General features: G+C 62.5%; 20 protein-coding genes. 11 read left to right on the top strand and 9 right to left on the bottom strand.

Going from position 1 to position 25,167, the window contains the following annotated elements; all coding sequences use genetic code 11:
* Positions 1 to 69 precede the first annotated feature (69 nt).
* From ACOCLD_RS07195 to ACOCLD_RS07170, 6 genes are read left to right on the top strand one after another with little or no spacing between them, the layout of a single operon-like run.
* A complete protein-coding gene (locus ACOCLD_RS07195; protein ID WP_422911379.1) occupies positions 70 to 792 on the top strand; it encodes an RDD family protein in 723 nt (240 codons plus the stop codon).
* Entirely contained in the window at positions 789 to 1,769 is a 981-nt protein-coding gene (locus ACOCLD_RS07190) for a stage II sporulation protein M (protein ID WP_422911378.1), read from the top strand. Before ACOCLD_RS07195 ends, ACOCLD_RS07190 begins: the two co-directional genes overlap by 4 nt.
* Positions 1,756 to 3,333, top strand: a complete 1,578-nt coding sequence (locus ACOCLD_RS07185; RefSeq protein ID WP_422911377.1) for a DUF4129 domain-containing protein — start codon at positions 1,756 to 1,758, stop codon at positions 3,331 to 3,333. Before ACOCLD_RS07190 ends, ACOCLD_RS07185 begins: the two co-directional genes overlap by 14 nt.
* The gene (locus ACOCLD_RS07180; protein WP_422911376.1) at positions 3,330 to 4,577 is read left to right on the top strand and encodes a DUF4350 domain-containing protein; all 1,248 of its coding nucleotides are present in this window, start codon (positions 3,330 to 3,332) and stop codon (positions 4,575 to 4,577) included. Before ACOCLD_RS07185 ends, ACOCLD_RS07180 begins: the two co-directional genes overlap by 4 nt.
* A complete protein-coding gene (locus ACOCLD_RS07175; RefSeq protein WP_422911375.1) occupies positions 4,574 to 5,680 on the top strand; it encodes an AAA family ATPase in 1,107 nt (368 codons plus the stop codon). The genes ACOCLD_RS07180 and ACOCLD_RS07175 overlap by 4 nt, the downstream gene beginning before the upstream one ends.
* A 40-nt stretch (positions 5,681 to 5,720) precedes the next feature.
* Entirely contained in the window at positions 5,721 to 7,052 is a 1,332-nt protein-coding gene (locus ACOCLD_RS07170; protein WP_422911374.1) for a DUF58 domain-containing protein, read from the top strand.
* Positions 7,053 to 7,170: 118 nt separating this feature from the next.
* Here ACOCLD_RS07170 and ACOCLD_RS07165 read toward each other — a convergent pair whose 3' ends face one another.
* From ACOCLD_RS07165 to ACOCLD_RS07155, 3 genes are all read right to left on the bottom strand, one after another.
* Positions 7,171 to 7,908: a nitroreductase family protein gene (locus ACOCLD_RS07165; RefSeq protein ID WP_422911373.1), complete on the bottom strand. Its 738-nt coding sequence runs from the start codon at positions 7,906 to 7,908 to the stop codon at positions 7,171 to 7,173.
* Between the two features lie 95 nt (positions 7,909 to 8,003).
* Positions 8,004 to 8,486 carry a glutathione peroxidase gene (locus ACOCLD_RS07160; protein ID WP_422911372.1) on the bottom strand — a complete coding sequence of 161 codons (483 nt, stop codon included), beginning with the start codon at positions 8,484 to 8,486 and terminating at the stop codon, positions 8,004 to 8,006.
* Between the two features lie 351 nt (positions 8,487 to 8,837).
* Positions 8,838 to 9,323, bottom strand: a complete 486-nt coding sequence (locus tag ACOCLD_RS07155; protein ID WP_233683837.1) for an FKBP-type peptidyl-prolyl cis-trans isomerase — start codon at positions 9,321 to 9,323, stop codon at positions 8,838 to 8,840.
* 99 nt (positions 9,324 to 9,422) lie between these two features.
* Between ACOCLD_RS07155 and ACOCLD_RS07150 the strand changes: the two genes are divergently transcribed.
* The 4 genes from ACOCLD_RS07150 (at position 9,423) to ACOCLD_RS07135 (ending at position 14,147) form a co-directional block, all read left to right on the top strand.
* Entirely contained in the window at positions 9,423 to 9,662 is a 240-nt protein-coding gene (locus tag ACOCLD_RS07150) for a DUF3565 domain-containing protein (protein WP_422911371.1), read from the top strand.
* The gene (locus ACOCLD_RS07145) at positions 9,663 to 10,850 is read left to right on the top strand and encodes an acetate kinase (RefSeq protein ID WP_422911370.1); all 1,188 of its coding nucleotides are present in this window, start codon (positions 9,663 to 9,665) and stop codon (positions 10,848 to 10,850) included. It abuts the gene before it with no gap.
* A 63-nt stretch (positions 10,851 to 10,913) separates the two neighbouring features.
* On the top strand, positions 10,914 to 13,007 hold the full coding sequence (pta, locus tag ACOCLD_RS07140) for a phosphate acetyltransferase (RefSeq protein ID WP_422911369.1): 2,094 nt from the start codon (positions 10,914 to 10,916) through the stop codon (positions 13,005 to 13,007).
* Between the two features lie 228 nt (positions 13,008 to 13,235).
* Positions 13,236 to 14,147: an acyltransferase gene (locus ACOCLD_RS07135; protein WP_422911368.1), complete on the top strand. Its 912-nt coding sequence runs from the start codon at positions 13,236 to 13,238 to the stop codon at positions 14,145 to 14,147.
* 99 nt (positions 14,148 to 14,246) lie between these two features.
* On the opposite strand, the gene ACOCLD_RS07130 is transcribed toward ACOCLD_RS07135, so the two are convergent.
* From ACOCLD_RS07130 to ACOCLD_RS07110, 5 genes are all read right to left on the bottom strand, one after another.
* Positions 14,247 to 16,394, bottom strand: a complete 2,148-nt coding sequence (locus ACOCLD_RS07130; protein ID WP_422911367.1) for a putative bifunctional diguanylate cyclase/phosphodiesterase — start codon at positions 16,392 to 16,394, stop codon at positions 14,247 to 14,249.
* 66 nt (positions 16,395 to 16,460) lie between these two features.
* Entirely contained in the window at positions 16,461 to 20,222 is a 3,762-nt protein-coding gene (locus ACOCLD_RS07125; RefSeq protein ID WP_422911366.1) for a CHASE domain-containing protein, read from the bottom strand.
* A gap of 173 nt (positions 20,223 to 20,395) precedes the next feature.
* Positions 20,396 to 21,052 carry an OmpA family protein gene (locus ACOCLD_RS07120; RefSeq protein WP_422911365.1) on the bottom strand — a complete coding sequence of 219 codons (657 nt, stop codon included), beginning with the start codon at positions 21,050 to 21,052 and terminating at the stop codon, positions 20,396 to 20,398.
* Positions 21,053 to 21,164: 112 nt separating this feature from the next.
* A complete protein-coding gene (locus ACOCLD_RS07115) occupies positions 21,165 to 21,812 on the bottom strand; it encodes an MBL fold metallo-hydrolase (protein ID WP_422911364.1) in 648 nt (215 codons plus the stop codon).
* A gap of 2 nt (positions 21,813 to 21,814) precedes the next feature.
* Entirely contained in the window at positions 21,815 to 22,834 is a 1,020-nt protein-coding gene (locus ACOCLD_RS07110; RefSeq protein WP_257777187.1) for an AraC family transcriptional regulator, read from the bottom strand.
* Between the two features lie 401 nt (positions 22,835 to 23,235).
* Here ACOCLD_RS07110 and ACOCLD_RS07105 point away from each other — a divergent pair, with 401 nt between their 5' ends.
* The gene (locus ACOCLD_RS07105) at positions 23,236 to 24,075 is read left to right on the top strand and encodes a metal-dependent hydrolase (protein WP_233683827.1); all 840 of its coding nucleotides are present in this window, start codon (positions 23,236 to 23,238) and stop codon (positions 24,073 to 24,075) included.
* A gap of 108 nt (positions 24,076 to 24,183) precedes the next feature.
* Here ACOCLD_RS07105 and ACOCLD_RS07100 read toward each other — a convergent pair whose 3' ends face one another.
* Positions 24,184 to 25,125 (bottom strand): alpha/beta fold hydrolase, encoded by a 942-nt coding sequence (locus tag ACOCLD_RS07100; RefSeq protein WP_392540715.1) that lies wholly within the window; start codon positions 25,123 to 25,125, stop codon positions 24,184 to 24,186.
* Positions 25,126 to 25,167 lie beyond the last annotated feature (42 nt).

Below are 25,167 nucleotides of genomic sequence, written 5' to 3'. Positions count from 1 at the left end.
AGCGATTGAGCCGGTTGCTTCCCTGCCTGCTGCTGGCTAGCATCGGGCTTTCCTCGATGCAGTCTGCCGATGCCGCTCACGCCAACCCCTGACTCAGTTGCCGCCCGCCCGCTGCTGGATACCCGTTATCAGGTGGAAACACCGGAAGGCATCGACCTGATCCTGCGCCCGGCGGGTGTAGTGCCACGCGCGCTGGCCTTCGCCATCGACCTGCTGATTCGCGGCGCGTTGCTAGGTGCGCTATTCACCGTACTGGCGCTACTCGGCCAGTTCGGTATGGGTCTGGGCACCATCCTGCTGTTTCTGGTGACCTGGTGGTACATGGTGCTGTTTGAGGTGCTCAACCAAGGCCGTTCGCCCGGCAAGCAGATGATGGGCCTGCGGGTGATTCATGATGACGGCACGCCAATTGGCTGGGCCGCGTCACTGACGCGCAATCTGCTGCGTTTCGTCGACATCCTGCCGTTTGGCTACACCCTGGGCATTCTCAGCTGCCTCAAACACCCGGCGTTCAAGCGCCTCGGCGATATCGCTGCCGGCACCCTGGTGGTGTACCGCGATAACGCCCCGGCAGCCCCCGAACTACCGCAAGCCGAACCCATCCGCGCACCGTTTAGCATGAGCCTGAGCGAGCAGCGCGCCCTGCTCAGCTTTGCCGAGCGCACGCAGAATCTATCCAGTGCACGGCGTCAGGAGCTGGCGAGCATTCTTGCCGAACCTTTGCAGGTGCCGGCCGAGCAAGCAGAACAGCAGATCCACGGGATTGCCCGTGGCTTGTTAGGGCCGACATGAAACAGAGCCTGTTTGAGCACCAGCACCAGGCCGAATGGCAAGCCTTTGCCAGCCAGCTCGAAAGCCTTGAGCGCGGCAAGGCCGACAGCCAGCAGTGCAAGGGCTTTGCCGCCTCTTACCGGCGTTTGTGCCAACACCTGGCACTGGCGCAAAGCCGCGGTTACAGCAGCCACCTGATCGAACAGTTACAACAACTGGCCATGCGTGGCCATCAGCAGTTCTATCGCCATCGCAGCCCACTGGGGGCACAACTGCTCGGGTTTATCCTGGCCGGCTTCCCACGCCTGGTACGCGCCGAATGGCGTTTTGTCGTCGCCGCCAGCCTGCTGTTCTTCGGCAGCCTGCTGCTGATGGGCACACTGGTGTATCACTTCCCCGATCTGGTCTACGGAGTGATGGCGCCCGACCAGGTCGGTGAAATGGAAAAGATGTACGACCCCGACGCCAGGCGCATCGGCCGCTTCAGCGAACGCGACTCCGGTGATGACTGGATGATGTTCGGCTACTACATCATGAATAACATCGGCATCGCCTTTCAGACCTTTGCCAGTGGCCTGCTGTTTGGCCTCGGCAGCCTGTTCTACCTGCTGTTCAACGGGCTGATGATTGGCGCAGTGGCCGGCCACCTGACGCAGATCGGTTATGGCGAAACCTTCTGGTCATTCGTCATCGGCCACGGCTCTTTCGAACTCACCGCCATTGCCCTGGCCGGCGCGGCGGGCCTTAAACTCGGCTGGGCGCTGCTGGTGCCCGGCCGCCTGCCACGCGGTGAAGCACTGCGCGTAGCCGCCGGCAGCAGCGTTCGACTGGTCGGCGGGGTGATCGTGTTTCTCCTGCTGGCAGCGTTTATCGAGGCTTACTGGTCATCCATGGATCTGGCCAGCCCCGCGATCAAATATGCAGTCGGCACTGGGCTTTGGCTGCTGGTGCTGAGCTACCTGCTAGTGGCTGGCCGGGGTGCACATGCGCCTGACTGATGCCAGCGTGGCCATCCGCCCGCGTAGCGCCTGGGAAGCGATGGATCTCGGCGTACTGCTGGCCAAACAGCATGCCGGCCTGTTGATGCTCAGCTGGGCGCTGGTAACGGTGCCAGTCTTTGCCCTGCTGTGCCTGCTGCTGTGGGATTACCCAAGCATTGCCGTACTGATTTTCTGGTGGCTGAAACCGGCCTTTGAGCGCCTGCCGCTGTATATCCTCTCGCATGCCCTGTTCGGCGCCACACCAAGCCTCAAGCAGGCGCTAAAAGCCCTGCCTGGCCTGCTTAAACCGCAACTGCTGGCCAGCCTGACCTGGCGCCGATTGAGCCCCACGCGCAGCTTCGACCTGCCGGTGATGCAGCTCGAAGGCCTGTCCGGCAAGGCGCGCAACCAGCGCCTGATCGTCCTCGGCCAGCGCGATGCCGGCGGAGCCAGCTGGCTCACCATCGTCGGTGTACACCTGGAAATGGCGCTGTGGTTCGGCATCATCAGTTTCGTCTACATGCTGCTGCCGGCACAGATGGAGCTGGACTGGAGCTGGGACAGCCTGATCAATGCGGCATCTGGCGAGTGGCTGTGGCTGGAGCATCTGTCCAACCTGACCTACGTTCTGCTGCTGATTCTCTGGGAGCCGATCTACGTCGCCTGCGGCTTCACCCTTTACCTGAACCGCCGCACCGCACTGGAGGCCTGGGATATCGAACTGGTCTTCCGTCAGCTGCGCCAGCGCCTGACGGGCGTGGCTTATGCCCTGCTGCTGGGCTGCGGCCTGCTGTTGATGCAGCTGCCAAGCAGCGCCATGGCCGCCACAACCGTAAACAGCTGTCCGCTGCCGGTTGAAGACCCCATGGGGCCAGAAGCCGAGCGCCTGCTCAAGCAGCCGCTGACCAGTGCCGACGCGCAAAAGAGCATCGGCCAACTGCTCGATCAGCCGCCCTTCGAGCACCGCGAAACCGTCACTCGCTGGCGCTTCGGCGAAGAACCCAAGGAGCCGAGCGAGGAAGACGCCAAGGCCCTGCTCGAACTGCTGGAAAAGTTCTTCAAGCTCACCGAGTTCTGGAAAAGCGTCGATGCTGTGGCACTGTTCTTCGAGGTGCTGCTGTGGGCACTACTGTTCAGCCTGATCGCCTGGTTGCTGTGGCGTTACCGCGACTGGCTGAATGCCTTTGCTGGACGCTTACGTTTGCCGCAGGGCCGTACCTATCAGCCACCTGAACAACTGTTCGGCCTGGAAGTGGCGCCACAAAGCCTGCCAGCGGATATCCCCGGCGAAGTGGAAAGACTCTGGGACGAACAGCCACGCGCAGCACTCGGCTTGCTTTACCGCGCCTTGCTCAGCCGTATGTTGCACGAGCAGCGCCTGCCGCTGAAAAGCTCGCACACCGAAGCCGAAGTGCTGCAACTGGTCCAGGCGTTGCAGCAGAAAGACCTCAGCCACTTCAGCCAGGCCCTGACCCGCCACTGGCAGAACCTCGCCTACGGCCATCGACTGCCACCAGCGGCACTCAAACAGGGCCTGTGCAATGCCTGGCGACGTCTGTTCGAACAAGGGGCACAGGCATGAACCGGCGCCTCCAGTTCCTTCTCGGTGCCGGCCTGCTGTTGCTACTCGGCCTGCTCGGCATCTACCTGCTGGGCAAACTTACGCCCTATGAGGAAACGCTCGAGCATGGCCCCGCACCCGAGGCCCGAGCCAACCCTTATCTCGCTGCCGAACATTTCCTGCGCAAACAGGGCCTGCAGGTGCAGCGCGCCGATGGCCTGGAGGTCATGAAGGATCTGCCGAGCGCCGGGCAAACCCTGCTGCTGCTCGGTGACCGCAACCGCATGACGCCCAAACAGGCCGAACGCCTGCTGGCCTGGACCGCCAAAGGCGGCCACCTGCTGTTTGTCGCCGAGCGCCTGTGGGATGAAGAAGAAGGCAAAAGCGGCGACCTGCTGCTCGACAGCCTGGGCATCCAGCAATACGAAAGTGAAGAGCTTGACGAGGACGCCAGCGAAGCAGCGGAAGAAGACGCCGCTGCAGAGGACACGGCCGACGCTGAGCCGCAAGCCGAACCGCAGGCTGAGGCAGAGGCAAGTGCAGGTTCAGACAATGCCTACCCGGAGCTGACCCAGCTGTATCTGGAAAACGAAGAGGCACCGGCCTACTTCAACTTCGACACCGACTTTCACCTCTACGATTCCGAAAACCGCGCCCACGCCTGGGCCAACAGCGACGCCGCCACCCATCTGTTACAGCTCTACCATGGCGACGGCCTGATCAGCGTGGTCAGCGACAGCTGGATCTGGCAGAACCAGAGCATCGGCGAATACGACAACGCCTGGCTGCTCTGGTACATGACCCAGGACAGCCAGGTCACCCTGCTCTACCGCGCCGACCGCGATGACCTGTTCAGCCTGCTACTCGAACACTTCCCTCAGGCACTGGTCGCCTTGGCGCTGTTGCTGGCATTCGGCCTGTGGCACCTGGGCATGCGCCAGGGCCCGCTGCTGTTGCCCGCCAGCCGTAATCGCCGCCAACTACAGGAACACCTGCGCGGCAGTGCCGACTTCCTACTGCGCCACAACGGCCAGCACAGCCTGTTGCAAGGCCTGCAGCAGGATATTCAGCGCCGCGCCCGCCATCGTCACCCCGGTTTCGAACGCCTCGCCGTGGCCGAGCAGTGGCAGGTGCTGAGCCGCCTGACCCGCCAGCCTTCCAGCGTTATCAGCCAAGCCATGCGGCCGCTGCCCAAGCAGCGTCTGGCCGCCGCCGACTTCACCCGCCAGGTCGCCAACCTGCAAACCCTCAGGAATGCCCTATGACGAGCGAACACACCCCCGAACAGCCGGACAGCGAGATCGAATCAGCCCCTGTCGCCGCTGAAACCGTCGAAGCCGCGGCCAGCGAAACGCCTGTACCGGCCCCAGCACCAGCTGCCCCGGCAGCCGCAGCGGCCAATCCGAATGCCCAGCGCCAGCGCGCCAGCCAACTGGCTCAGGCCCTGCGTGGTGAACTGCAGAAAGCCCTGATCGGCCAGACAGCGGTGATCGACGACGTGCTCAGCGCCCTGATCGCCGGCGGCCATGTGCTGGTCGAAGGCGTTCCCGGCCTCGGCAAGACCCTGCTGGTGCGTGCCCTGGCGCGCTGCTTCGGCGGCGAATTCGCGCGTATCCAGTTCACCCCGGACCTGATGCCCAGCGACGTCACCGGCCACGCCGTGTACGACCTGCAGAGCGAGCAGTTCAAGCTGCGCAAAGGCCCGGTATTCACCAACCTGCTGCTGGCGGATGAAATCAACCGCGCCCCGGCCAAAACCCAGGCAGCGCTGCTGGAAGTCATGCAGGAACGTCAGGTCACCCTGGAAGGCCGCGCGCTGAATGTGCCGCTGCCGTTTATGGTGCTGGCCACACAGAACCCGATTGAGCAGGAAGGCACCTACCCGCTGCCGGAAGCCGAGCTCGACCGCTTTATGCTCAAGCTGCGCATGGATTACCCCGAGCAAAGCGAAGAGCTGAACATGGTTCGCCAGGTGGCGCGCTCAAGCAAAGCCGACATGCTCGAAGTCACCCCGCTGCGCACCCTGTTGCAGGCCCGCGATGTACTCGCGTTGCAGAAGATTGCCAGCGACCTGCCGATTGATGAGCAGGTACTCGACTACGCCGTGCGTATCGCCCGTGCCACCCGTACCTGGCCTGGCCTGGCCATCGGCGCCGGGCCACGCGCTTCGATTGCCCTGGTACGCTGCGGCCGCGCCCGTGCACTGCTGCGCGGCGGCGATTTTGTGCTGCCAGATGACATCAAGGGCTGCGCCCTGGCTGTACTGCGTCACCGCGTGCGGCTGTCGCCGGAGCTGGATATCGAAGGCCTGTCGGTGGATCAGGTGCTGCAACAGCTGCTCGACCAGGTTCCGGCACCGCGCCTATGACCCGTACCTGGCAAAAGCCTGCATGGAAAGGCGCATCTGCATGAAGCCCTCACGCGCGCTGTTGGCGCTGCTCGCCGGTCTGTTCGTACTCGGTATTGCCCTGGGTATCTGCAGCGCCCTGGGCGTTGCCGTGCCGCGCAGCTTCACCCCGATTTACTGGGGCCTGCTGCTGGTGCTGCTCGGCCTGACACTGGTCGACGCCCTGCTGCTGCGCCAAGTACCTTCGCCGCGCATCGAACGCCAGCTACCCGGCAACCTGCCGCTGGGGCGCTGGAGCGACGTGCGGCTGAATCTGCACCACAGCTACAGCCGTGCGCTGCAGGTGGAGGTGTTCGACCATCTGCCCGGCGATATGGCCTTCGAGCACCTGCCGCTCAAGGTTGATCTGCACCCGGGCGAACAGACCCAGGTCAGCTACCGTGTACGCCCACTGCTGCGCGGGCATTTCCATTTCCCGCAGTGCGAAGTCAGCCTGCCCAGCCCCATGGCCCTGTGGCGCGCCCGGCGTTATCTGCCAGTAGCTGGTGAAACCCGCGTCTACCCGGATTTCGCCCGCCTGTACGGCGCGCAACTGATGGCGGTGGATGACTGGCTTAGCCAGCTGGGCGTACGCCAGCAGCAACGCCGCGGCCTGGGTCAGGAATTTCACCAACTGCGCGAATTTCGCGACGGCGATACCCTGCGGCAGATCGACTGGAAGGCCACCGCGCGCAAACGCACGCCGATTGCCCGCGAGTATCAGGACGAGCGCGACCAGCAGATCGTCTTCCTGCTCGACTGCGGCCGCCGCATGCGCAGCCAGGACGGTGAGCTGTCGCACTTCGATCACGCCCTTAACGCCTCGCTGCTGCTCAGCTACGTGGCATTGCGCCAGGGCGATGCGGTGGGCCTGTCGACCTTTGCCGGCGAGCAGAACCGCTTCCTCGCCCCGGTCAAAGGCCAGGCGCAGCTGAATGTGTTGCTCAATGCGCTGTACGACCTGCGCAGCACCCAGCAACCGGCGGACTTCACCGCCGCGGTGGAAAACCTGCTCAGCCGTCAGCGCCGTCGCGCCCTGGTGGTGCTGGTGACCAACCTGCGTGATGAAGATGATCAGGCCCTGCTCGGCGCGGTCAAACGTCTGAGCCGCCAGCACCGCGTACTGGTCGCCAGCCTGCGTGAAGAAGTGCTGGATACCCTGCGCCACACCCCGGTACAGGATCTCTCCAGCGCCCTGGATTACTGCGGCACCCTGGACTACCTGAACGCCCGCGCTGGCCTGCATGAACGCCTGATGGCCCACAAGGTGCCGGTGCTTGATGCACGCCCGAGCGAGCTGGGCCCGCAGCTGGTGAGCAGTTATCTGGCCTGGAAAAAGGCCGGCGTTCTCTAGCGCTGGCTATGCCGACGTAGGTTGGCGTTGAGCGCAGCGAAGCCCAACAGACATTGGCGTGTAACGTTGGGCTTCGTCGCGCTGCTCCTCTGGCTACGCGCCCCGACCCAACCTGAGGCTATAACCACGTCATGTGCTGTTCCAACGGAAAGCGCAGTCGCGGGTTATACACGCCCTTCTCATCCTGCCTGCCCACCGCCAGCAGCATGATCGGCAAGGCCTGGCGCGGGATGTTCAGGGTCTTGCGCAAGCGCACCTCATCGAAGCCTTCCATCGGGCAGGTGGCATAGCCATGACTCTGGAAGGCCAGCATCAGATTTTGCGCCGCCAATGCGGTGGACTTCACCGCCCAGATACGCATCTGCGCCTTACTGTTAGGCGCGCGCATCAACGGTTTGCGCCAGGCAGCCACGCGCAATAACTGGCGCTTGAACAGCCCTAGCAGGCCGAATGGTCCCTGGTTGTACTGAAAGGGTGCGGTCTTGTTGTAGAAGCTGCGAATCCGCGCTGGCACCTCAGGCTCCGGCCAGTAGTCGATGATGTTCTGGCAGGCCTGTTTCCAGGTATCCGGTCGCGCCAGCACAGCAATGATCAAGGGAGCCTTGGCGGCATTCTGGCTCATGCACACCGGGTGCAGCCGCGCCAGCAACGCCGGGTCGCGAATCACCTGAAAACTCCAGGGCTGCAGGTTGCAGGAATTGGGCGCGAGCACCGCCAGCTCCAGGCAATCACGCACCACCTCATCAGGTACCGCTTCGGCGGTAAAGCGGCGTACCGCACGGCGGCTCTCGATCAACTTACGCAGTGCTGCGGGGGTGGCAGGGGCAATGGCGGTATCAGCAGGAAACAGGCTCATCGGGGCATCCTCGGCAGGTTGCCCGATTAAGCCGCGATGCCCAGCCACGAACAAGCCGTGTACCGGCTTAGTCCGCAGCCTTGGCGCAAATGGCCTTAACCGAGCGCCTTTTCGATCGCCTGGATCAGGCTCGGGTCATCCGGCGTGGTGCGCGGGGAGAAACGCGCCAGCACGCGGCCGTCGTGGCCAACCAGAAATTTCTCGAAATTCCAGGTGATATCCCCCGGAAACTCGGCGCCCTCACCCGCCAGCAAACGGTACAACGGATGACGCTCCGGCCCATTCACATCAAGCTTGCTGCCCAGTGGGAAGGTCACACCGTAGTTGAGGCTGCAAAACGCACGGATCGCCTCCTCGCTGTCCGGCTCCTGCTCGGCAAACTGGTTGCACGGCAAGCCCAGCACGCTGAAACCCTGATCCTTGTATTGCTGATAGAGCCGCTCAAGCCCGGCATACTGCGGCGTCAGGCCACACTTGGAGGCCACATTGACCACCAGCACCACCTGCCCCTTGAAGGGTGCCAGCGGCAAATCCTGGCCATCCAGTGCACGCAGGTTGAGGTCGTGAAAGGCACTCATGGCGAACTCCTTGAGAACACACAGGTTACGTGTAGCGGGCAAAAAAGTGGCCGGGAGCCATTTTTAACGTCGCACCGCGACGGCCCGCAGGCTGAGCCGCCAAGGATGGTGGCTCATAAAAAAGGCGCCTATCTGAAGGCGCCTTTCTTATATTGCAGCTTAGCAGTCGCTCGTTGGGATGAAACGACCGCAAGTCGTTTCATCAAATAAACAACGCTGATTTACGGCCTCGCGAGCTAGAGTCAGGCAAGGCAAGGTTGGGCGAGGAAGCGGAGTTTACTGGTGTAAATGAGCATTCCGAGCCCAACTTTAACGCCGCCTGGCCGACGCGCAGCAGGCCGGGATTACTGCTTAGTGGTGGTGACCGCCTTCGCCATGGATATGGCCATGCGCGACTTCTTCTTCGCTGGCATCACGCACGTTGACAACCTTGACCTTGAAGTTCAGACGCTGACCGGCCAGCGGGTGGTTGCCGTCAACGATTACGTCGTCGCCGTCCAGTTCGCGGATGGTCACGATCTGCATGCCGCCGTCCGGGCCGGAAGCGTGGAACTGCATGCCAACTTCCAGCTCATCCACACCTTCGAACATCGAACGGTTGAGGGTGGCTACCAGCTCAGCGCTGTATTCGCCGTAGGCATCTTCCGGCTCAACGGAAACGTCCAGCTCGTCGCCAACCTGCTTGCCCAGCAGGGCCTTCTCCAGGCCGCCGATGATGTTGCCGGCGCCGTGCAGATAAACCAGCGGCGCGCCGCCTGCGGAACTGTCGATCACCTCACCGGCATCGTTAGTCAGGGTATAGTCGATGGAGACAGCCTTATTGGCGGCGATCAGCATGGGGCGAGACCTTTGCTTGGAAATAAAGAGCGGGCAAGTTTACCCAAGGGCACGCGCGAAAGCGAACCGGGTGCAGACGGACGGGCAGACGCCGTCTACGTGCGCCTGCTTGATTTTCGTCAGGATGAGCATGGCGATTGGGTGGCAGTATTGTCCTGCGGCCATACTCAACACCTGCGCCACCAGCCACCCTGGCAAAATCGTGCCTGGGTGCTGGACGCCCAGCTGCGCCAGGCGCAGCTGGGCAAAGCCTTCCTCTGCGGCTGGTGCACCGCCGAACATGACGCACGCGCGGCGCAGACAGAGCACGCGCACCACGATTTGAACAAGGAGCGGTAAATGCCCGCACGCAATATTCTGGTGATCAACTGCGGCAGTTCATCGATCAAGTTTGCCCTGATCAACGAAGACCAAGACGCCTTTATCCTCAGCGGCCTGGCTGAACGCCTGGGCAGCCCGGATGCGCAAGTGCACTGGCAACACGGCGACAACAAAGACAGCCTGATCCTGCCCCATGCCGATCACCGCGCCGCCCTCGCCCAGGTATTACCTCTGGTGCAAGCCGCAGCGGGTGGCCAGTTGCACGGCATTGGCCACCGCGTGGTGCATGGCGGTGAACATTTCACTGCCGCCTGTCGCCTGGATACAGCAAGCCTGGCGGCGATTCGCGCCACCGCACCACTGGCGCCACTGCACAACCCGGCCAATCTGTTGGGCATCGAAGCCGCAATCAAGCTGTTCCCTGAGCTGACGCAGGTGGCGGTATTCGACACCGCGTTTCACCAGACCCTGCCCGAGCACGCCTACCGCTACGCCCTGCCCGATGCCCTGTACCGCGAACACGGCGTGCGCCGTTATGGCTTCCACGGCACCAGTCACCGTTATGTCAGCCAGCGTGCCGCCGAACTGGCCGGCCTGCCGGTGAATGCCAGCAGCTGGCTGGTGGCCCACCTGGGCAATGGCTGTTCGACCTGCGCCATCGTCGATGGGCAAAGCCGCGACACCAGCATGGGCCTGACCCCGCTGGAAGGCCTGGTGATGGGCACACGCAGCGGCGATGTCGACCCCAACCTGCACAGCCACCTGACGCGCACCCTGGGCTGGAGCCTGGAGCAGATCGAATCCATGCTCAATAAAGACAGCGGCCTGCTGGGCCTGTCTGGCCTATCCAACGACATGCGCACCCTGGAGCAAGCCCGTGAGCAGGGCCATGCCGGCGCCACCCTGGCCATCGAAGTGTTCTGTTACCGCCTGGCCAAATCCCTGGCAGCCATGAGCTGTGCCCTGCAGCAGCTTGACGGTCTGATTTTTACCGGCGGCATCGGCGAGAACTCGGCGCTGATTCGCAGCAAGACCGTGGCCCACCTGAAACTGCTCAACCTGGCCCTCGACGAGCCGACCAATGCCCGCACCGTGCGCGGCGCAGCCGGCCCGATCCAGGCAACAGGGCATCCACGGGTCATGGTAGTGCCGACCAACGAAGAACGTCAGATCGCCCTCGACACCCTGGCCCTGCTCGACGTCTGAATAACCAACGACCTGCACCACGATTTTCGCGGGCATGCCCGCCCCAGTTATAAAGGAAGCCCCATGCACACCTTCTTTATTGCCCCAACCGGCTTCGGTGTCGGCCTGACCTCGATCAGCCTGGGTCTGGTCGGCGCCCTGGAACGCTCTGGGCTCAAGGTCGGTTTTTTCAAACCTATCGCCCAGCCACACCCGGGTGACATGGGCCCGGAACGCTCCAGCGAGCTGATTGCCCGCACCCACGGCCTGCATTCACCGAAACCGCTGCCCCTGGCGCATGTTGAACGCATGCTCGGCGACGGCCAGCTCGATGAGCTGCTGGAAGAAATCATCAGCCTCTATCAGCAGGCCGCTGAAGGCAAAGACGTGGTGATCGTCGAGGGCATGGTGCCGACCCGTCAGGCCAGCTATGCCGCGCGGGTCAACTTTCACCTGGCCAAGAGCCTGGATGCCGAAGTGATTCTGGTCTCCGCACCGGAGCAGGAAAGCCTCAGCGAACTGAGTGACCGGGTGGAAATCCAGGCGCAGCTGTTCGGCGGGCCGAAAGACGAAAAAGTACTCGGCGTTATCCTCAACAAAGTGCGCAGTGAAGACGGCACCGAGGCGTTCGCCAGCCGCCTGAAGGAACTCTCCCCGCTGCTCAAGACCGATGATTTCCGCCTGCTGGGTTGCATCCCCTGGCAGGACGAGTTGAACGCGCCACGCACCCGCGACATCGCCGACCTGCTCGGCGCGCGGGTGCTGAACGCCGGCGATTACGAGCAGCGCCGCATGCTGAAGATCGTGCTCTGCGCCCGCGCGGTGGCCAACACCGTGCAGCTGCTCAAGCCCGGCACACTGGTGGTGACGCCGGGCGACCGCGACGACATCATCCTCGCTGCCAGCCTGGCCGCGATGAACGGCATGCCGTTGGCCGGCCTGTTGCTGTGCAGCGACTTCGCCCCCGACCCACGGATCATGGAGCTTTGCCGTGGCGCGTTGCAGGGCGGCCTGCCGGTGATGACCGTCAGCACCGGCTCCTACGACACCGCCACCAACCTCAACCGCCTGAACAAGGAAATCCCGGTCGATGACAAAGAGCGCGCGGAGAAGGTTGCCGACTTCGTCGCCAGTCATATCGATCACGAGTGGCTGTTCGCCCGCTGCGGCCAGCCACGCGAGCTGCGAATGTCGCCGCCGGCGTTTCGCTACCAGTTGGTACAACGCGCCAAGGCCGCGAATAAGCGCATCGTCCTGCCCGAAGGCAGCGAGCCGCGCACCGTGCAGGCGGCAGCCATTTGCCAGGCACGTGGCATCGCCCGATGCGTACTGCTGGCCAAACCCGATGATGTTCATGCGGTGGCCCGCGCCCATGGCATCGAGCTGCCAGAAGGGCTGGAAATCCTCGACCCGGACCTGATCCGCGAGCGCTATGTCGAGCCCATGGTCGAGTTGCGCAAAGGCAAAGGGCTGAACGCGCCGATGGCCGCCGCGCAGCTGGAAGACACCGTGGTGCTGGGCACCATGATGCTCGCCCTGGATGAAGTCGATGGCCTGGTCTCCGGGGCGATCAACACCACGGCCAACACCATCCGCCCGGCCCTGCAGCTGATCAAGACTGCACCGGGTTACAAGCTGGTGTCGTCGGTATTTTTCATGCTGCTGCCCGACCAGGTGCTGGTGTATGGCGACTGCGCGGTAAACCCCGACCCGAGCGCCGTGGAGCTGGCGGAAATCGCCCTGCAAAGCGCGGCCTCGGCCAGCGCCTTTGGCATCACCCCACGGGTGGCTATGCTCAGTTACTCCACCGGCGACTCCGGCAGCGGTGAAGAGGTCGAGAAAGTCCGTGAGGCTACCCGTCTGGCGCGCACCCTCGACCCACAACTGCTGCTTGACGGCCCACTGCAATACGACGCCGCAGCGATTGAAAGTGTCGGCCGGCAGAAGGCTCCCAACAGTCCGGTGGCCGGGCGCGCCACGGTGTTTATCTTCCCTGACCTGAACACCGGCAACACCACTTACAAGGCGGTGCAACGCAGTGCCGACTGCGTCAGCGTAGGGCCGATGCTGCAAGGTCTGCGCAAGCCAGTGAATGACCTGTCACGCGGCGCACTGGTCGATGACATCGTCTACACCATCGCCCTGACCGCCATTCAGGCCGCCAATCTGCCGCAATAACCGGCAGCAGAAACCGCACAGGCCATGGATCAGCGGTAAAAATCCGCGAAACGCAGCGATCACCAGCGTTTCGAGGGGGTTGCAGTTCGGTGTACAGACGTTAACCTGTGCGCCGACCGATCTGCGGTACAAAACCGCAGGCGTAGATAAGTCGGGGATCAGGCCACTTGAACGCCACGCCAGTGGCCGCAGACAGCCTGCCCCCATTTGCTGGAGGCACCTGCCCCAATGCTGCATTTTCTGCCTGCTCCGCTGCGCGGTCTGCTTGCCAGCCTGCTCCTTGCCCTGAACACCCTGATCTGCTGCTGGCCGCTGTTCGCTGTGGCGCTGCTCAAGCTGCTGCTGCCGATTGCCCCGATCCAACGGGCGCTGCGCTTTGTCATGCATGGCATTGCCGAGTTCTGGATCGGAACCAACAAGTTCTGGATGAAGCTGGTCGGCCAGACCCACTGGGGTGTCGAAGGGCTGAGCGGTTTTGATAAACAGCACTCGTACCTGGTGACCAGCAACCACCAGAGCTGGGTGGACATTCTGGTGTTGCAGTACCTGCTCAATCGGCGCATGCCGCTGCTGAAGTTCTTCCTCAAGCAGGAACTGATCTGGGTGCCGGTGATCGGCCTGTGCTGGTGGGCGCTGGAATTCCCGTTTATGAAGCGCTTCAGCAAGGAATACCTGGCCAAACACCCGGAAAAACGCGGCCAGGATCTGGCCACCACGCGCAAGGCCTGCGAACGCTACAAGACCAACCCGGTCTCGGTGTTCAACTTCCTCGAAGGCACGCGCCTGTCGCCGGCCAAACACGCGCAACAGCAGTCACCGTTCAAGCACCTGCTCAAACCCAAGGCTGGCGGGATCGCCTTTGTACTCGACGCCATGGGCGAGCAACTGCACAGCCTGGTCAACGTCACCATTCACTATCCACAGGGCAACCCTGGTTTCTGGGACCTGCTGTGTGGCCGGGTCAATCAGGTGGTGGTGCGTTTCGAGGAGTTGCAGATTCCCGCTGAATTCATCGGCGGCAACTACGACCAGGACGAAGCCTATCGCCTGCAGTTCCAGCAGTGGGTCAACCAGTTGTGGCTGGACAAGGATGCGCAGCTCGAAGCGCTGAAGCAGCGTTATCCCGCCAAACCGGCGTAATACCGTTTGGTTAAGCAAAAAGCCGCTGCCCTGTTACAGGCCAGCGGCTTTTTTCTTAGTAGTGAAGCGCAGTCTAGTCTGCGCAGTGCTAAGGCCCGCCTATCCGGCGGGCTTTTCGTTGCTCGGCAGGTTTTGCCAATCCAGTTGCGCAGGAAACGCCCTGGCCTGTTCCACGCTCAGCCCTGGCGCGACCAGAAAACCCTGCATGATTGCGCAGTTATGCGCCGCCAACCAATCGCGCTGGGCCATGGTTTCCACACCCTCGGCGATCACTTCCAACCCCAGGTTGCGGCCCAGGTCGATGATGGTACTGACCACTGCCGCATCGCGCGGCGAGTCGAGCATATTGGAGATAAACAGGCGGTCGATCTTCAGCGTGTCCAGTTCAAAATGGCGCAGATAGGCCAGGGACGAGTAGCCGGTGCCGAAATCGTCGATGGCGATTTTCACCCCCAGCTGGCGCAACTGGCGCAGCTGTTCGCGACTGGTGTCCAGGTCCTGCATCAGCGCACTTTCGGTGACCTCCACCTCCAGCTGCTGGGGTGCCAGCTGCTGTTCATCCAGCACCCGGCGCAGGTCCTCGACCAGCTGCGGCATACCGAACTGCACCGGGCTGACATTCAGACTGATCACCAAATCACTGCCGTACTGCTGGCTCATCTGCCGGCACTGCTCGACTCCGGCCTGAAAGATCCAGCTGCCCAGGCGGTTGATCAGCCGAGTTTCCTCCAGCAGCGGAATAAACACCCCCGGCGCCACGGTCCCGGCCACCCGATGCTGCCAGCGCAGCAGGGCTTCAAAGCCGCGCAAGCGCCCGCTGTCGAGGTAGATCTGCGGCTGGTAAACCAGCACAAAGTCATCATTGTCGATGGCGTTGCGCAGGCTTTCTTCAAGCATCAGTCGCGAACGCGCACGACCATTCATTTCCGGCGAGAAGAAGCGGTACTGCTGACGCCCTGCTCGCTTGGCCTCGTACATGGCCATGTCCGCCGCACGCAGCAAACCTTCAACGTTCTGCCCGCACTCGGGGAAGCAGGCAATCCCGACGCTCGCCCCCAGGGTCACGTCCATGCCGTCGATGGTATGCCGCACCGAAACCTGCTCGATCAGCTTCTCGGCAATCCGCGCGGCATCCTCCGGGTGCTCCAGGCTGTCGAGCAGTGCGGTGAATTCATCGCCGCCGATGCGCGCCAGGCTGTCATAGGGGCGCAGACTGGTCTTCAGTTGTTCTCCCACACGTTTGAGCAACTGGTCGCCGGCGTCGTGACCGAGAGAGTCATTGATGCGTTTGAAGCCATCCAGATCGAGGTAGAGCACGGCCATGCGCTGGCCACTGCGATCAATCCGCGCCAGCGCCGAGTCCAGCGCCTGGTAGAACCCTCGGCGGTTGAGCAGCCCCGTCAGCGCATCGGTGATGGCTTGCGACTCCAGTTGCTGGTGCAGGTTGCGCACCACCGACATGTCCAGCGCCATGACCACCATGGCATGTTGCAGACGCGGCAAGGGTGAGCAGGACAGCGCCACAGGCACCTGGCCACCGCTCAGGGTACGCAGGTTGGCATCGTGCAGGCGGTAGGACTCACCACGCCGCCACTGCTGATAGAACTCGGACAGGCGCCACTCGCAGGTCACCTGAGGGGTAACCAGGTAGGACAGCATTTCACTGCCTTCCAGATCACTCACGGAGCCATCGAGCATGCGCGCCATGGCCGGGTTGGCGAAACTGATGCGACCGTCCTCCCCCACCACCATGATGCCTTCGGCGGCGTTATCCAGTACCGAGGCATTGAAGGCGCGTGCGCTGTCCAGTTGCTGGCTGAGTTGCAGCAACTCGCTGCGGTTGCGCTCGTGTTCAAGCAGGGCGTGAATTTTGTGGCGCAGCACACTGGGGTCGAATGGCTTGAGCATGAAGTCCACCGCCCCGGTGGCGTAGCCCTTGAGCACCGAATCCTGGGTCTGCGCGATGGCGGAGACGAAGATGATCGGGGTGTAGCGGGTGCGCGGATTGCCGCGCATCAGGCGGGCCACTTCAAAACCGTCCATGTGCGGCATCTGTACATCCAGCAGCACCAGGCCGACATCTTCCTCCAGCAGGCACTGCAATGCCGCCTCGCCGGAATCCACGCAGCGTAGCCGCCAATCGCCGTCGTCGAGCAAGGCCTCCATGGCCGCAAGGTTCTCCGGACGATCATCGACCACCAGAAGCGTCTGGGTCGTGGCGGCGACCTTCATCTGCACATGTGCCATGTTTCCTCCCTTGTCCCTGGCTGTCTTACCCCCTGCTGTGGTTCAGGTTAGCAGGCGGCGGCAAAACTACCGGGGTGTCGCACGTGGCGTGGTGGCCGCGCCGGACGCCCCAGGCGCATGGGCCAACCAACGCGTCAGCATATCCAGCAAGGCTTCGCGGTTGACCGGTTTGGCCAGGTAGTCATCGGTGCCGGCGGTCATGCATTTCTCGCGATCGCCCTTCATGGCATGCGCCGTCAGGGCGATGATCGGGATGCTGCACGCGTGTTCGGTCTTGAGTATCCGGGTGGCGGTGTAGCCATCCATGGTGGGCATGGACATGTCCATCAGGATCAGGTCGAACGGCTCACGCGCATAACAGGCAATCGCCTCGAGCCCGTCCTTGGCGGAACTGATGATCAGCCCGACCTCGTCGAGCAGCGCGCTCATGGCATACACGTTACGCACATCGTCATCGACCAGTAGCACACGGCGCCCCTCCAGCGGGTTATCCAGCCGTCCGGCTGCCTGGGTTCCCGGGTTACGCACGCTACCGAGGAAGCCCTGTACCGCCTCGCTGAGGCCCTGCATGTCCTCGCCATGTTTGTGCACCACCACCGCGCTGTAGCGGCGCAGACGCTGCAGCGCCTGGCGCGTGACATCGACACCGGTATTGATCACCACCCGCGTGCCATTCAGAGGGCGCTGGCGATCCAGGCTTTCGAGCAGCTCAAAGCCGTCCTGATCCGGCAGATCGAGGTCGATCACCAGGGCGTTGAACGCCTCGCTGGCATAGGCGCTACGCGCCTCATCGGCGCGCGAGCAGGCCTGTACGGTAAAGCCCAGCTGCTGCAGATGTTCGCGGTAATGCTCACGCTCGACCTCGACGTCTTCCACCAGCAACAGCCGCCGCGCCGGTTGCGCGTCCTGCTGCTGGAGGTCGACAAACACCTGCTCCAGATCAGCGCGCTGGATGGGCTTGACCAGGTAACGCGTGCCATCGTCATTCCAGTCCACCGGCTGCGGTACGCAGGAAATGATATGCACCGGCGTCAGGCGATGGCTGGCGTTGCCGCGCAGACGGCGGAACAGCTGCCAGCCACTGATATCCGGTAGCAGGATGTCCAGAATCACCGCACTGAAGCGCTCGTTCTGCAGCAGGTTGAGTGCCTGTACTCCGCTGCGACAGTGCACGCTGGCAAAGCCATGGGCATGCGCCTCTTCGGCCAGCACCGCAGCAAAGTTCACATCATCCTCGACAATCAGCACGGCCGGGCCTTCGCCGCTGCGCAGCGGTCCGTCCTCTGCCGGCTCGTCCTGAACCTGGGGCACTACTCGCACCGGCAGGCGCACGCTGAAACAGGAGCCTTCGCCTGGAGCACTCTGCAAGCTGATCTCGCCATCCATCGCCAGAACCAGCTGGCGGGTAATCGCCAAGCCCAGTCCGGTGCCGCCAAAGCGCCGGCTGGTGGAGCCATCGATCTGCTGGAAGGCCTGGAAGATCTGCTCATGCTGATCAGCCGCGATGCCGATGCCGCTGTCGCGCACACTGAAGTCGAGCAGTTCATGGCCCTCCGGCGACTCACCGCTGGCACAGGCCACCGTCAGGCTGACCTCGCCATGCTCGGTAAACTTCAGGGCATTCGACAGCAGATTGCGCAGGATCTGATGCAGACGAATGCGGTCACTGTGGATCACCCGCGGCACGCCTGCTTCCAGTTGCGTATGCAGACGCAAGCCCTTGATCTCGGCCATCGGCCGCAGGCTGGCATCCAGCTCCACGAGAATGTCCTGCATGTTCAGCGGTTCAAGCTTGAGCTGCATGCGCCCGGACTCGACCTTGGCCAGGTCCAGCACATCGTTGATCAATTGCAGCAGGTCACTGCCCGCCCGATGCACGATGTCGGCGTGTTTGGTCTGTTTCTCGGTCAGGTTGCCGGCGCTGTTCTGCCGCAGCTGGTCGCTGAGAATCAGGATGCTGTTGAGCGGCGTGCGCAGCTCATGGGACATGTTGGCGAGAAATTCCGACTTGTAGCGGTTGGCCAGAATCAGTTGCTCGGCCTGGTCACGCAGGCGCTGCTCGGCCGCCTTGCGTTCGCTGATATCGATGATCACCGCCTGCACCAGCGCATCGTCGCCGCCCTTGATCGGTGACAAACCCACCTCCAACGGAATCAGCCGCCCGTCGCGGTGCTGGCCGAACAGCTCACGATTGCTACCCATGCGCCGTGGTTCCGGGGTCTTCTGGTAGCCCTGACGCATCGGGACATGGCTGCCGCGCAAGGCGCTCGGCAACAGCACCTCCACCGGCTGCGCCAGCAGCTGCTCGCGGGGGTAACCAAACATCTGCTCGGTCTGCCGGTTGACCATGGCGATGCAGCCCTTGCGGTCCACCAGCACGATGGCATTGGGCGACGCCTCAACCACCAGCCGGAAGCGTTCCTCGGCGCCCTTGCGCGCGCGCAGGTCGACCAGGTTGAGCAGGTAATTGACCCCGGAAGAGTCGGCCAGCACGCTCAGGCTCAGCGCGACCGGCACTTCCTCGCCGAGGTCGCGGCGAGCCTGGTACTCGCTGGCCAGCTCGGCGCCTTCCTCACCAATCACCAGCTCACTGAGCTGCTCGACCGCCGGCAGAAAGCGTTTGACCCGTTCGCCCACCAAGCCCTCGGCGCTGCAATCAAGCAGTTCGGCGGCGCTGCGGTTGGCCATCTCGATCCGCCCCTGGGCATTGCACAACAGCGTAGCCACAGGCAGACGCTCAATCAGCAGGCGGAAACGCTCTTCACGCTCACGCAGCTTGTCGGTGGCCAGCTGGTTGGTATGCAGCTCGCGCTCACGCAGGTACAGGTAACCGCCGACCAACAGCGCCAACAAGGCCGCCGCCACCAGGCCGAGCCACAGGCTGAAACTGCTGCCACGACTGGACTGTTCCACGTCATACACCGCGGTGCTGCTGACCTCCAGCAGCCAGTTGCGGCCATAGAGGGGCAGCTCTAGCACATGCCGAAATGCCGGGGTCGTCGCGGCGTCTCGGGACTCGCCATTGAGTAGCACGGTGTCCGGAGCCTGCTGATCCTTGAGGGTGATATCGAAGCGACTGGTCTGCGCGCCGAGGATGCCCTCCATCAGGTCGTAACTGCGAAACGCTGCGTGCACCAGCCCCAGCAACGCCTCACGCCGCTCCCCTGCAGTGCTCAGCGGCCGTCCCGGTTGATAGACCGGCAAATACAGCAGCACACCGGCTTGCACGTTTTCTTCGGTTTCCTGCAGCAGAGTCACCGGCGCACTGAGGGTCGCCACCCCGCTGTCTATTGCTTGTTCCACGGCAGCCCGCCGCACCGGCTCGCTGAGCATGTCGTAACCCAGCACGCGACGGTTACGCCAGTCCAACGGGCTGATGTAATCAATCAGCAGGTAGTGCTCACGCGCACCAGGGGGAAACAGACGAAACCCCGGCCGGCCACTCGCCTGCTCCGCGGCCACAAATGCCTGGAGCTGATCAGGTTGCAGATAACGCGACCAGGCCAGGGCCTGAATACCGGGATAACGGTCCTGTAGCTGAAGCTGATCAACGGCACGTTCCCACTCTTCGCTGGACACATGCTCGCTGCCCGTCATCAGCCCCGAGGTGCCGCGCAGGACCATCTCATAGGCCTGCATGCGGCTGACCACCCGCTGGCTGATGTCCTGCGCCTCAAGCTCGAAGCGTTGCTGACGTTGCTCGTGCTCGCGCCGCTCCAGCGCCTGCCACTGCCAGAGCGACAGACCGCCCAGACCGATCAGCAGAATCAGGGTGACCCACAGCGGTAACCAGGGTTTGCGGGCGAGAAAGGCGAGCCGGTCGTCCATGCGATCTCCAGTCATCATCCATGTCCGGCGCAGGCGAGCGGGCCGGGACAGCAGGTTTGAAATGAACCACTGCCAGCAGTCTAGTCACGATTTGCACAGGCGGCCGGAGCTGAATCGCCGGCATAAAAAAGCCGCGTATTCGCCCGAATACGCGGCTGTGGAGGCGTTGTGCTTTACAGCGGCCGCAGGTTGATCTCGACGCGGCGGTTCTGCGCACGGCCAGCTTCATTGGCATTGCTGGCAATCGGCTGGCTCGGGCCTGCACCGTAGGCTGACAGGCGCGAAGCCGCTACGCCATTGGCACTCAAGTAGGACGCCACACTCTGCGCGCGGCGGTTGGAGAGGTTCTGGTTCAACTCGAACGAGCCGGTGCTGTCCGTATGGCCAACGATGTCCACGCCGTTCTTGTTGAACTCCTTGAACACGGTGACCAGCGAGTTGAGCGTCGGGTAGAAGCTGCTGGAGATATACGCCGAGTTGCTGGCGAAGGTGATATTGCCCGGCATGATCAGCTTCAGGTCATCACCATTACGCTGCACCTGCACGCCCGTGCCTTGCAGGGTCTGACGCAACTTGGCCTCCTGGGTGTCGACGTAATAACCGTAACCACCACCAGCGGCACCACCGACTGCAGCGCCAATCAGGGCACCTTTGCCGCGATCTTTCTTGCTCGATGTGGCCGCGCCAATCACCGCACCGGTCACCGCACCGACACCGCCGTAAATGCCCGCCTTACCCGCCTCACGCTCACCGGTATAAGGGTTGGTGGTACAACCAGCCAGAACGCTGACACCGAGGGTTACAACTGCAAGATTTCGCCACAGGTTCATGCGCACTTCCTTATTTCAATTCGAATACAGAGGTTTTCACCTGTGGTTTCGAACGGAAATCCACCATGAAGTTCCTGCTCTGCCAGCCAATAACACCTGGCAAGCAGTGTGGTCAGGCGCGGATAAACGGGTTTTCGCGCATTTCATCACCCAGGCGGGTATCCGGGCCGTGGCCGGTCACCACCGTGGCGTCCTCGTCCAGGCTGTAGAGGCGCTGCTTGATCGAGCGCTCAATGGTCGAGTAATCGCCGCCCCACAGGTCGGTGCGGCCGATACCGCGCTTGAACAGCGTGTCACCAGCGATCAGCAGCTTGTCCTGGGGGAACCAGAAACTCATCGAGCCAGGGGTATGCCCCGGCGTATGCAAGGCCACGCCGCAGCCGCAGGCCAGCTCCTCGTCATCACTCAACCACTGATCCGGTGCCGGCACCGGCGTGTAAGGCACACCGAACATGCGGCACTGCATCTCCAGGTTATCCCAGAGGAACTGATCCTCTTTATGCAAATGCAGCGTCGCCCCGGTTTTCTCCTTCATCTGCCCAGAAGCGAGAAAGTGATCCAGATGGGCGTGGGTGTGAATGATGCTCACCACCTTCAACCCGTGTGCCTCAAGACGCGCCATGATCAGATCAGGATTACCACCCGGATCGACCACAATCGCCTTCTTGGTCACAGGGTCGCCAATGATTGTGCAATTGCACTGCAAAGGCCCGACTGGGAAGGTTTCACGGATCAGGGTCGGGGTTGCGGCAGAACTCATGGTTATTCCTCAGCGCGGTAATCGCTGGGCAGTTTACCCGTCCATTTCTTGAACGCACGGCGAAAATTCGACGGGTCGCTAAAGCCCAGCAGATAAGCGATTTCGTAGAGCGGCAGGTGGGTGGTGGTGAGGTATTGCAGGGCCAGGCTCTTGCGTACTTCATCGAGCACTTGCTGGTAGCTGGTGCCCATGCTCGACAGGTGCCGGCGCAGGCTGCGACCACTGGTGTGCAGGGCTTCGGCGGCACTGGCCAGGTCGGGAAAGTCACCGGGCCGCGCCAGCAGTAAGCGGCGCACGCGGGTCAGCAGGCCATCCTGTACATCCAGGCTGGCCAACAGCGCTTCGCATTGCTGTTCGCACATCTGCACCGTGGCCGGGTTGGCCAGGGCCATGGGCCGGTCCAGATAGCTGATCGGCATGCTCAGGCGGTGGTAAGGCTGCTCAAACGCCACCGGTACACCAAACAGCCGCTCGTAGCGCTCGGCATAATGCGGCGCGGCATGGGCAAAGCCCACCTCCACCTCCTGCAAGCGCTCGCCCACCAGAAACCGCGCAATGGTGTAGAGGCTGGTCAGCAAGCCTTCAGCAGCAAAGCGGCTGAGCGGCCCCAGCGGCATCGACTCGCTGGCGCGCAGTTCGATGCGCGCACCCAGTTCGACCATTTCCAGTTCATAAGTCAGGCCCAGTACACGGTAATACTTAAGGGCGAACTGCATGGCCTTGCCTAGGTTGGCGCTGGACAGCACCGCATAACCGAGGATGCCGTGAGTGGAGACATTCAGCCGCTGCCCGAGCAGCAGGCCCAGCGCAGGCTCGTCACACAGGCGCAGAGCGCTACTGGTGAGCTGGGTGAAATCGATAAAGGACAAACGCCCCTGCGGATTGCCCAGCACTTCGGGGCGCACCCGCGCCTCGGCAAACAGCTGCGCACGCGGTACGCCCAGTTCCTCGACCAGGTCGAGCAAGGCAGCGGCGTAGGCGACAGGAACCAGTTCTGCAGAGAAATTCAGTGATGGCTTCATGGTTTTCTTATTATCTGGCCAGATATGACCACCGACAGCGACGATAACCCTGTTCGACAAAAACCGACAAGGGCCGCCCTGCGGCACAGCCATCGCCTTACTCAATCTGTGCAGTCGCTGCATGGCCCGCTCCATACTCAGGGCTTGTTCAAGCAATCACCACAACCGAAGGTTGGGCGCATGCAGGACGCGGCCGTCACAGGAGCTGCTTTTCACTACGGCATGGCTCTAGCGTGGGCAATAGAGCATGTCGATGGTGGCCAGGAGGTCTCACAGCGCTTGGCACACTCGTGCAATATTGGCCATATATGACCGAAACATTGGCTGTTGTGAACCTTTGCCGAGCCGCCTGGTGAATCCATAGTGAGCCCACGCTTCAGTCACAGACTCAGGGAGTCAGCATGGTTAGCACTACCCCGGAAGGTTTGCAGATTCGTCCACGGCATATGGATTTCGATTTCCCCAATCCACTGCCCCGGCACTGGCACAGCGGCGATGCCTTCAAGACCCATTTGTTTGATGCTATGTCGGTGCTGTTCCCCGATGGCGAGCGCTTCTTTATCGACTCGGTGCGGCACTTCCGCGACCAGATTGATGACCCGGTGCTGAAAGAGCAGATCCGTGGCTTTATCGGTCAGGAAGGCCACCACAGCCGCGAGCACCTGGAATACAGCAATCGTCTGCGTGACCTGGGTTACAACATCACCCGTATCGAAAAACGCGCCCAGGCGCGGATTCGCTACACCCAGAAGAAGTTCTCGCCGCAAAGGCAACTGGCAGCCACCGCCGCGCTGGAACACATCACCGCGATCATGGCCGATGGCCTGCTCAAGGACCCGAAACACCTGGAAGGCGCCCACCCCACCATGGTGCGGCTGTGGCGCTGGCACGCGCTGGAGGAAACCGAGCACAAGGCGGTGGCCTTCGACGTGTACAACCAGGTCTGCGGCAGCCGCAAACTGCTGCGCAGGGCCATGATGATGGGCACCTTCTTCTTCGTGCTCGACACCACCCGCGGCCTGGCGCATATGCTGAAACAGGACGGTCTGCTGTGGAACTGGCGCGTATGGCGCGATGGCATCCAGTGGATGTGGGGCAAGGAAGGCGTGTTCCGTCCGCTGATCAGCACTTATCGCGACTTCTTCAAACCCAACTTCCACCCTTGGGAGCACAACAACCTGGAGTTGCTCTACCAGACCCGTACGGAGTTCGATCTGCCTGTACAAAGCCAGGCAGCCTGATCCGGACGCTGCAGCCAAACAACAAGGGAGCCAGATGGCTCCCTTTTTTATTCGTAGGCTTTTAACCGATTGCGACAGCTGCTGCCGCCGCAATCGGCTTCTGTTCGATCAGCCCTGAAGAAAACGCAAGGCATCGGCCGCGCTTTGCTGCGGGATTTCTTCCATCGGAATATGCCCAACACCCGGATAGGTTTTCACCTGAATCCCCGGCAGGTCGCGCTGCCAAAGAGGCACGTGCTTGGGCGAAATCCAGCGATCACGTTCGCCCCACAGCAGCAGCGTCGGTGCCTGAATCTGCGCCACCCGTGCTGGCGTGGTGTGCAGCTCGTCCTTGTTGACCTTGAGCAGCACGCGGAAGATATCCATCATCGCCCGGCGATTACCCGGCCGGCGCGTCAGGTCGTTGTAGCGGTCCACCACACCCGGCTTGATCCGCGCCGGCTCGCCGTAGACTTCCTTGATGCCCTGGGCGATCAACGCGCGCGGCATCCACAGCGGCATGGCCACGGTGGCACCGGGTAAAGCAGCGGCGGCAATCATCCACGGCACCTTGTGCATGTGATAACCGGCCGGGTCGATCAGCACCAGCTTCTCCACCCGCTGCGGCTGTGCCAGGGCAAAGTTCCAGGCGATATAGCCGCCCAGAGAATTGCCGACAATCGATGCCTTGTTTACGCCAAGGTAGTCGAGCAACAGACCGAATACCTTGATCATCCGCTCGGCGGAATACACGCCATCACGGGCCGGACCGGTGAGGCCGAAGCCCGGCACATCGAAACGAATCACCCGGTAATCAGCGGCAAAGGCTGGCAACCAGTCATCCCAGGTGTGCAGCGAGGCGACTACGCCATGGATCAAGACCAGCACCGGTTTGTCGCGGCTGCCCTCGTCGCGGTAGTGCAGGTTGAAGCCGTCGAGTTCGATATAGCGCGAGCCATTGGCGGCATTGCCATAGCGCGTTTTGAGACGTTCCAGCGGCAAGGCACCGAAACCCAGGCGGGCAAAACCGGCCGCCAGCGGTGGCGTCAGCGAGAGACTGGAAGCAGACATGCAGGCACCTCTAGATTGTTGTTATGAGAAAGACACATCCGG

This window comes from Pseudomonas cimarronensis, from assembly GCF_049331905.1.
Classification (GTDB): domain Bacteria; phylum Pseudomonadota; class Gammaproteobacteria; order Pseudomonadales; family Pseudomonadaceae; genus Aquipseudomonas.
The sequence above is the reverse complement of the archived record's forward strand: the minus strand, read 5'-3'. Positions and strand labels throughout refer to the sequence as shown.

What these genes read in the sequence shown, in the direction of transcription:
- ACOCLD_RS07105 (WP_233683827.1), top strand. Translation starts at nt 23,236, where the DNA reads ATGGTTAGCACTACCCCGGAAGGTTTGCAGATTCGTCCACGGCATATG.
- ACOCLD_RS07125 (WP_422911366.1), bottom strand. Translation starts at nt 20,222, where the DNA reads ATGGACGACCGGCTCGCCTTTCTCGCCCGCAAACCCTGGTTACCGCTG.
- ACOCLD_RS07135 (WP_422911368.1), top strand. Translation starts at nt 13,236, where the DNA reads ATGCTGCATTTTCTGCCTGCTCCGCTGCGCGGTCTGCTTGCCAGCCTG.
- ACOCLD_RS07195 (WP_422911379.1), top strand. Translation starts at nt 70, where the DNA reads ATGCCGCTCACGCCAACCCCTGACTCAGTTGCCGCCCGCCCGCTGCTG.
- ACOCLD_RS07155 (WP_233683837.1), bottom strand. Translation starts at nt 9,323, where the DNA reads ATGCTGATCGCCGCCAATAAGGCTGTCTCCATCGACTATACCCTGACT.
- ACOCLD_RS07145 (WP_422911370.1), top strand. Translation starts at nt 9,663, where the DNA reads ATGCCCGCACGCAATATTCTGGTGATCAACTGCGGCAGTTCATCGATC.
- ACOCLD_RS07170 (WP_422911374.1), top strand. Translation starts at nt 5,721, where the DNA reads ATGAAGCCCTCACGCGCGCTGTTGGCGCTGCTCGCCGGTCTGTTCGTA.
- pta (WP_422911369.1), top strand. Translation starts at nt 10,914, where the DNA reads ATGCACACCTTCTTTATTGCCCCAACCGGCTTCGGTGTCGGCCTGACC.
- ACOCLD_RS07175 (WP_422911375.1), top strand. Translation starts at nt 4,574, where the DNA reads ATGACGAGCGAACACACCCCCGAACAGCCGGACAGCGAGATCGAATCA.
- ACOCLD_RS07120 (WP_422911365.1), bottom strand. Translation starts at nt 21,052, where the DNA reads ATGAACCTGTGGCGAAATCTTGCAGTTGTAACCCTCGGTGTCAGCGTT.
- ACOCLD_RS07180 (WP_422911376.1), top strand. Translation starts at nt 3,330, where the DNA reads ATGAACCGGCGCCTCCAGTTCCTTCTCGGTGCCGGCCTGCTGTTGCTA.
- ACOCLD_RS07160 (WP_422911372.1), bottom strand. Translation starts at nt 8,486, where the DNA reads ATGAGTGCCTTTCACGACCTCAACCTGCGTGCACTGGATGGCCAGGAT.
- ACOCLD_RS07110 (WP_257777187.1), bottom strand. Translation starts at nt 22,834, where the DNA reads ATGAAGCCATCACTGAATTTCTCTGCAGAACTGGTTCCTGTCGCCTAC.
- ACOCLD_RS07190 (WP_422911378.1), top strand. Translation starts at nt 789, where the DNA reads ATGAAACAGAGCCTGTTTGAGCACCAGCACCAGGCCGAATGGCAAGCC.
- ACOCLD_RS07185 (WP_422911377.1), top strand. Translation starts at nt 1,756, where the DNA reads ATGCGCCTGACTGATGCCAGCGTGGCCATCCGCCCGCGTAGCGCCTGG.
- ACOCLD_RS07165 (WP_422911373.1), bottom strand. Translation starts at nt 7,908, where the DNA reads ATGAGCCTGTTTCCTGCTGATACCGCCATTGCCCCTGCCACCCCCGCA.
- ACOCLD_RS07130 (WP_422911367.1), bottom strand. Translation starts at nt 16,394, where the DNA reads ATGGCACATGTGCAGATGAAGGTCGCCGCCACGACCCAGACGCTTCTG.
- ACOCLD_RS07115 (WP_422911364.1), bottom strand. Translation starts at nt 21,812, where the DNA reads ATGAGTTCTGCCGCAACCCCGACCCTGATCCGTGAAACCTTCCCAGTC.
- ACOCLD_RS07100 (WP_392540715.1), bottom strand. Translation starts at nt 25,125, where the DNA reads ATGTCTGCTTCCAGTCTCTCGCTGACGCCACCGCTGGCGGCCGGTTTT.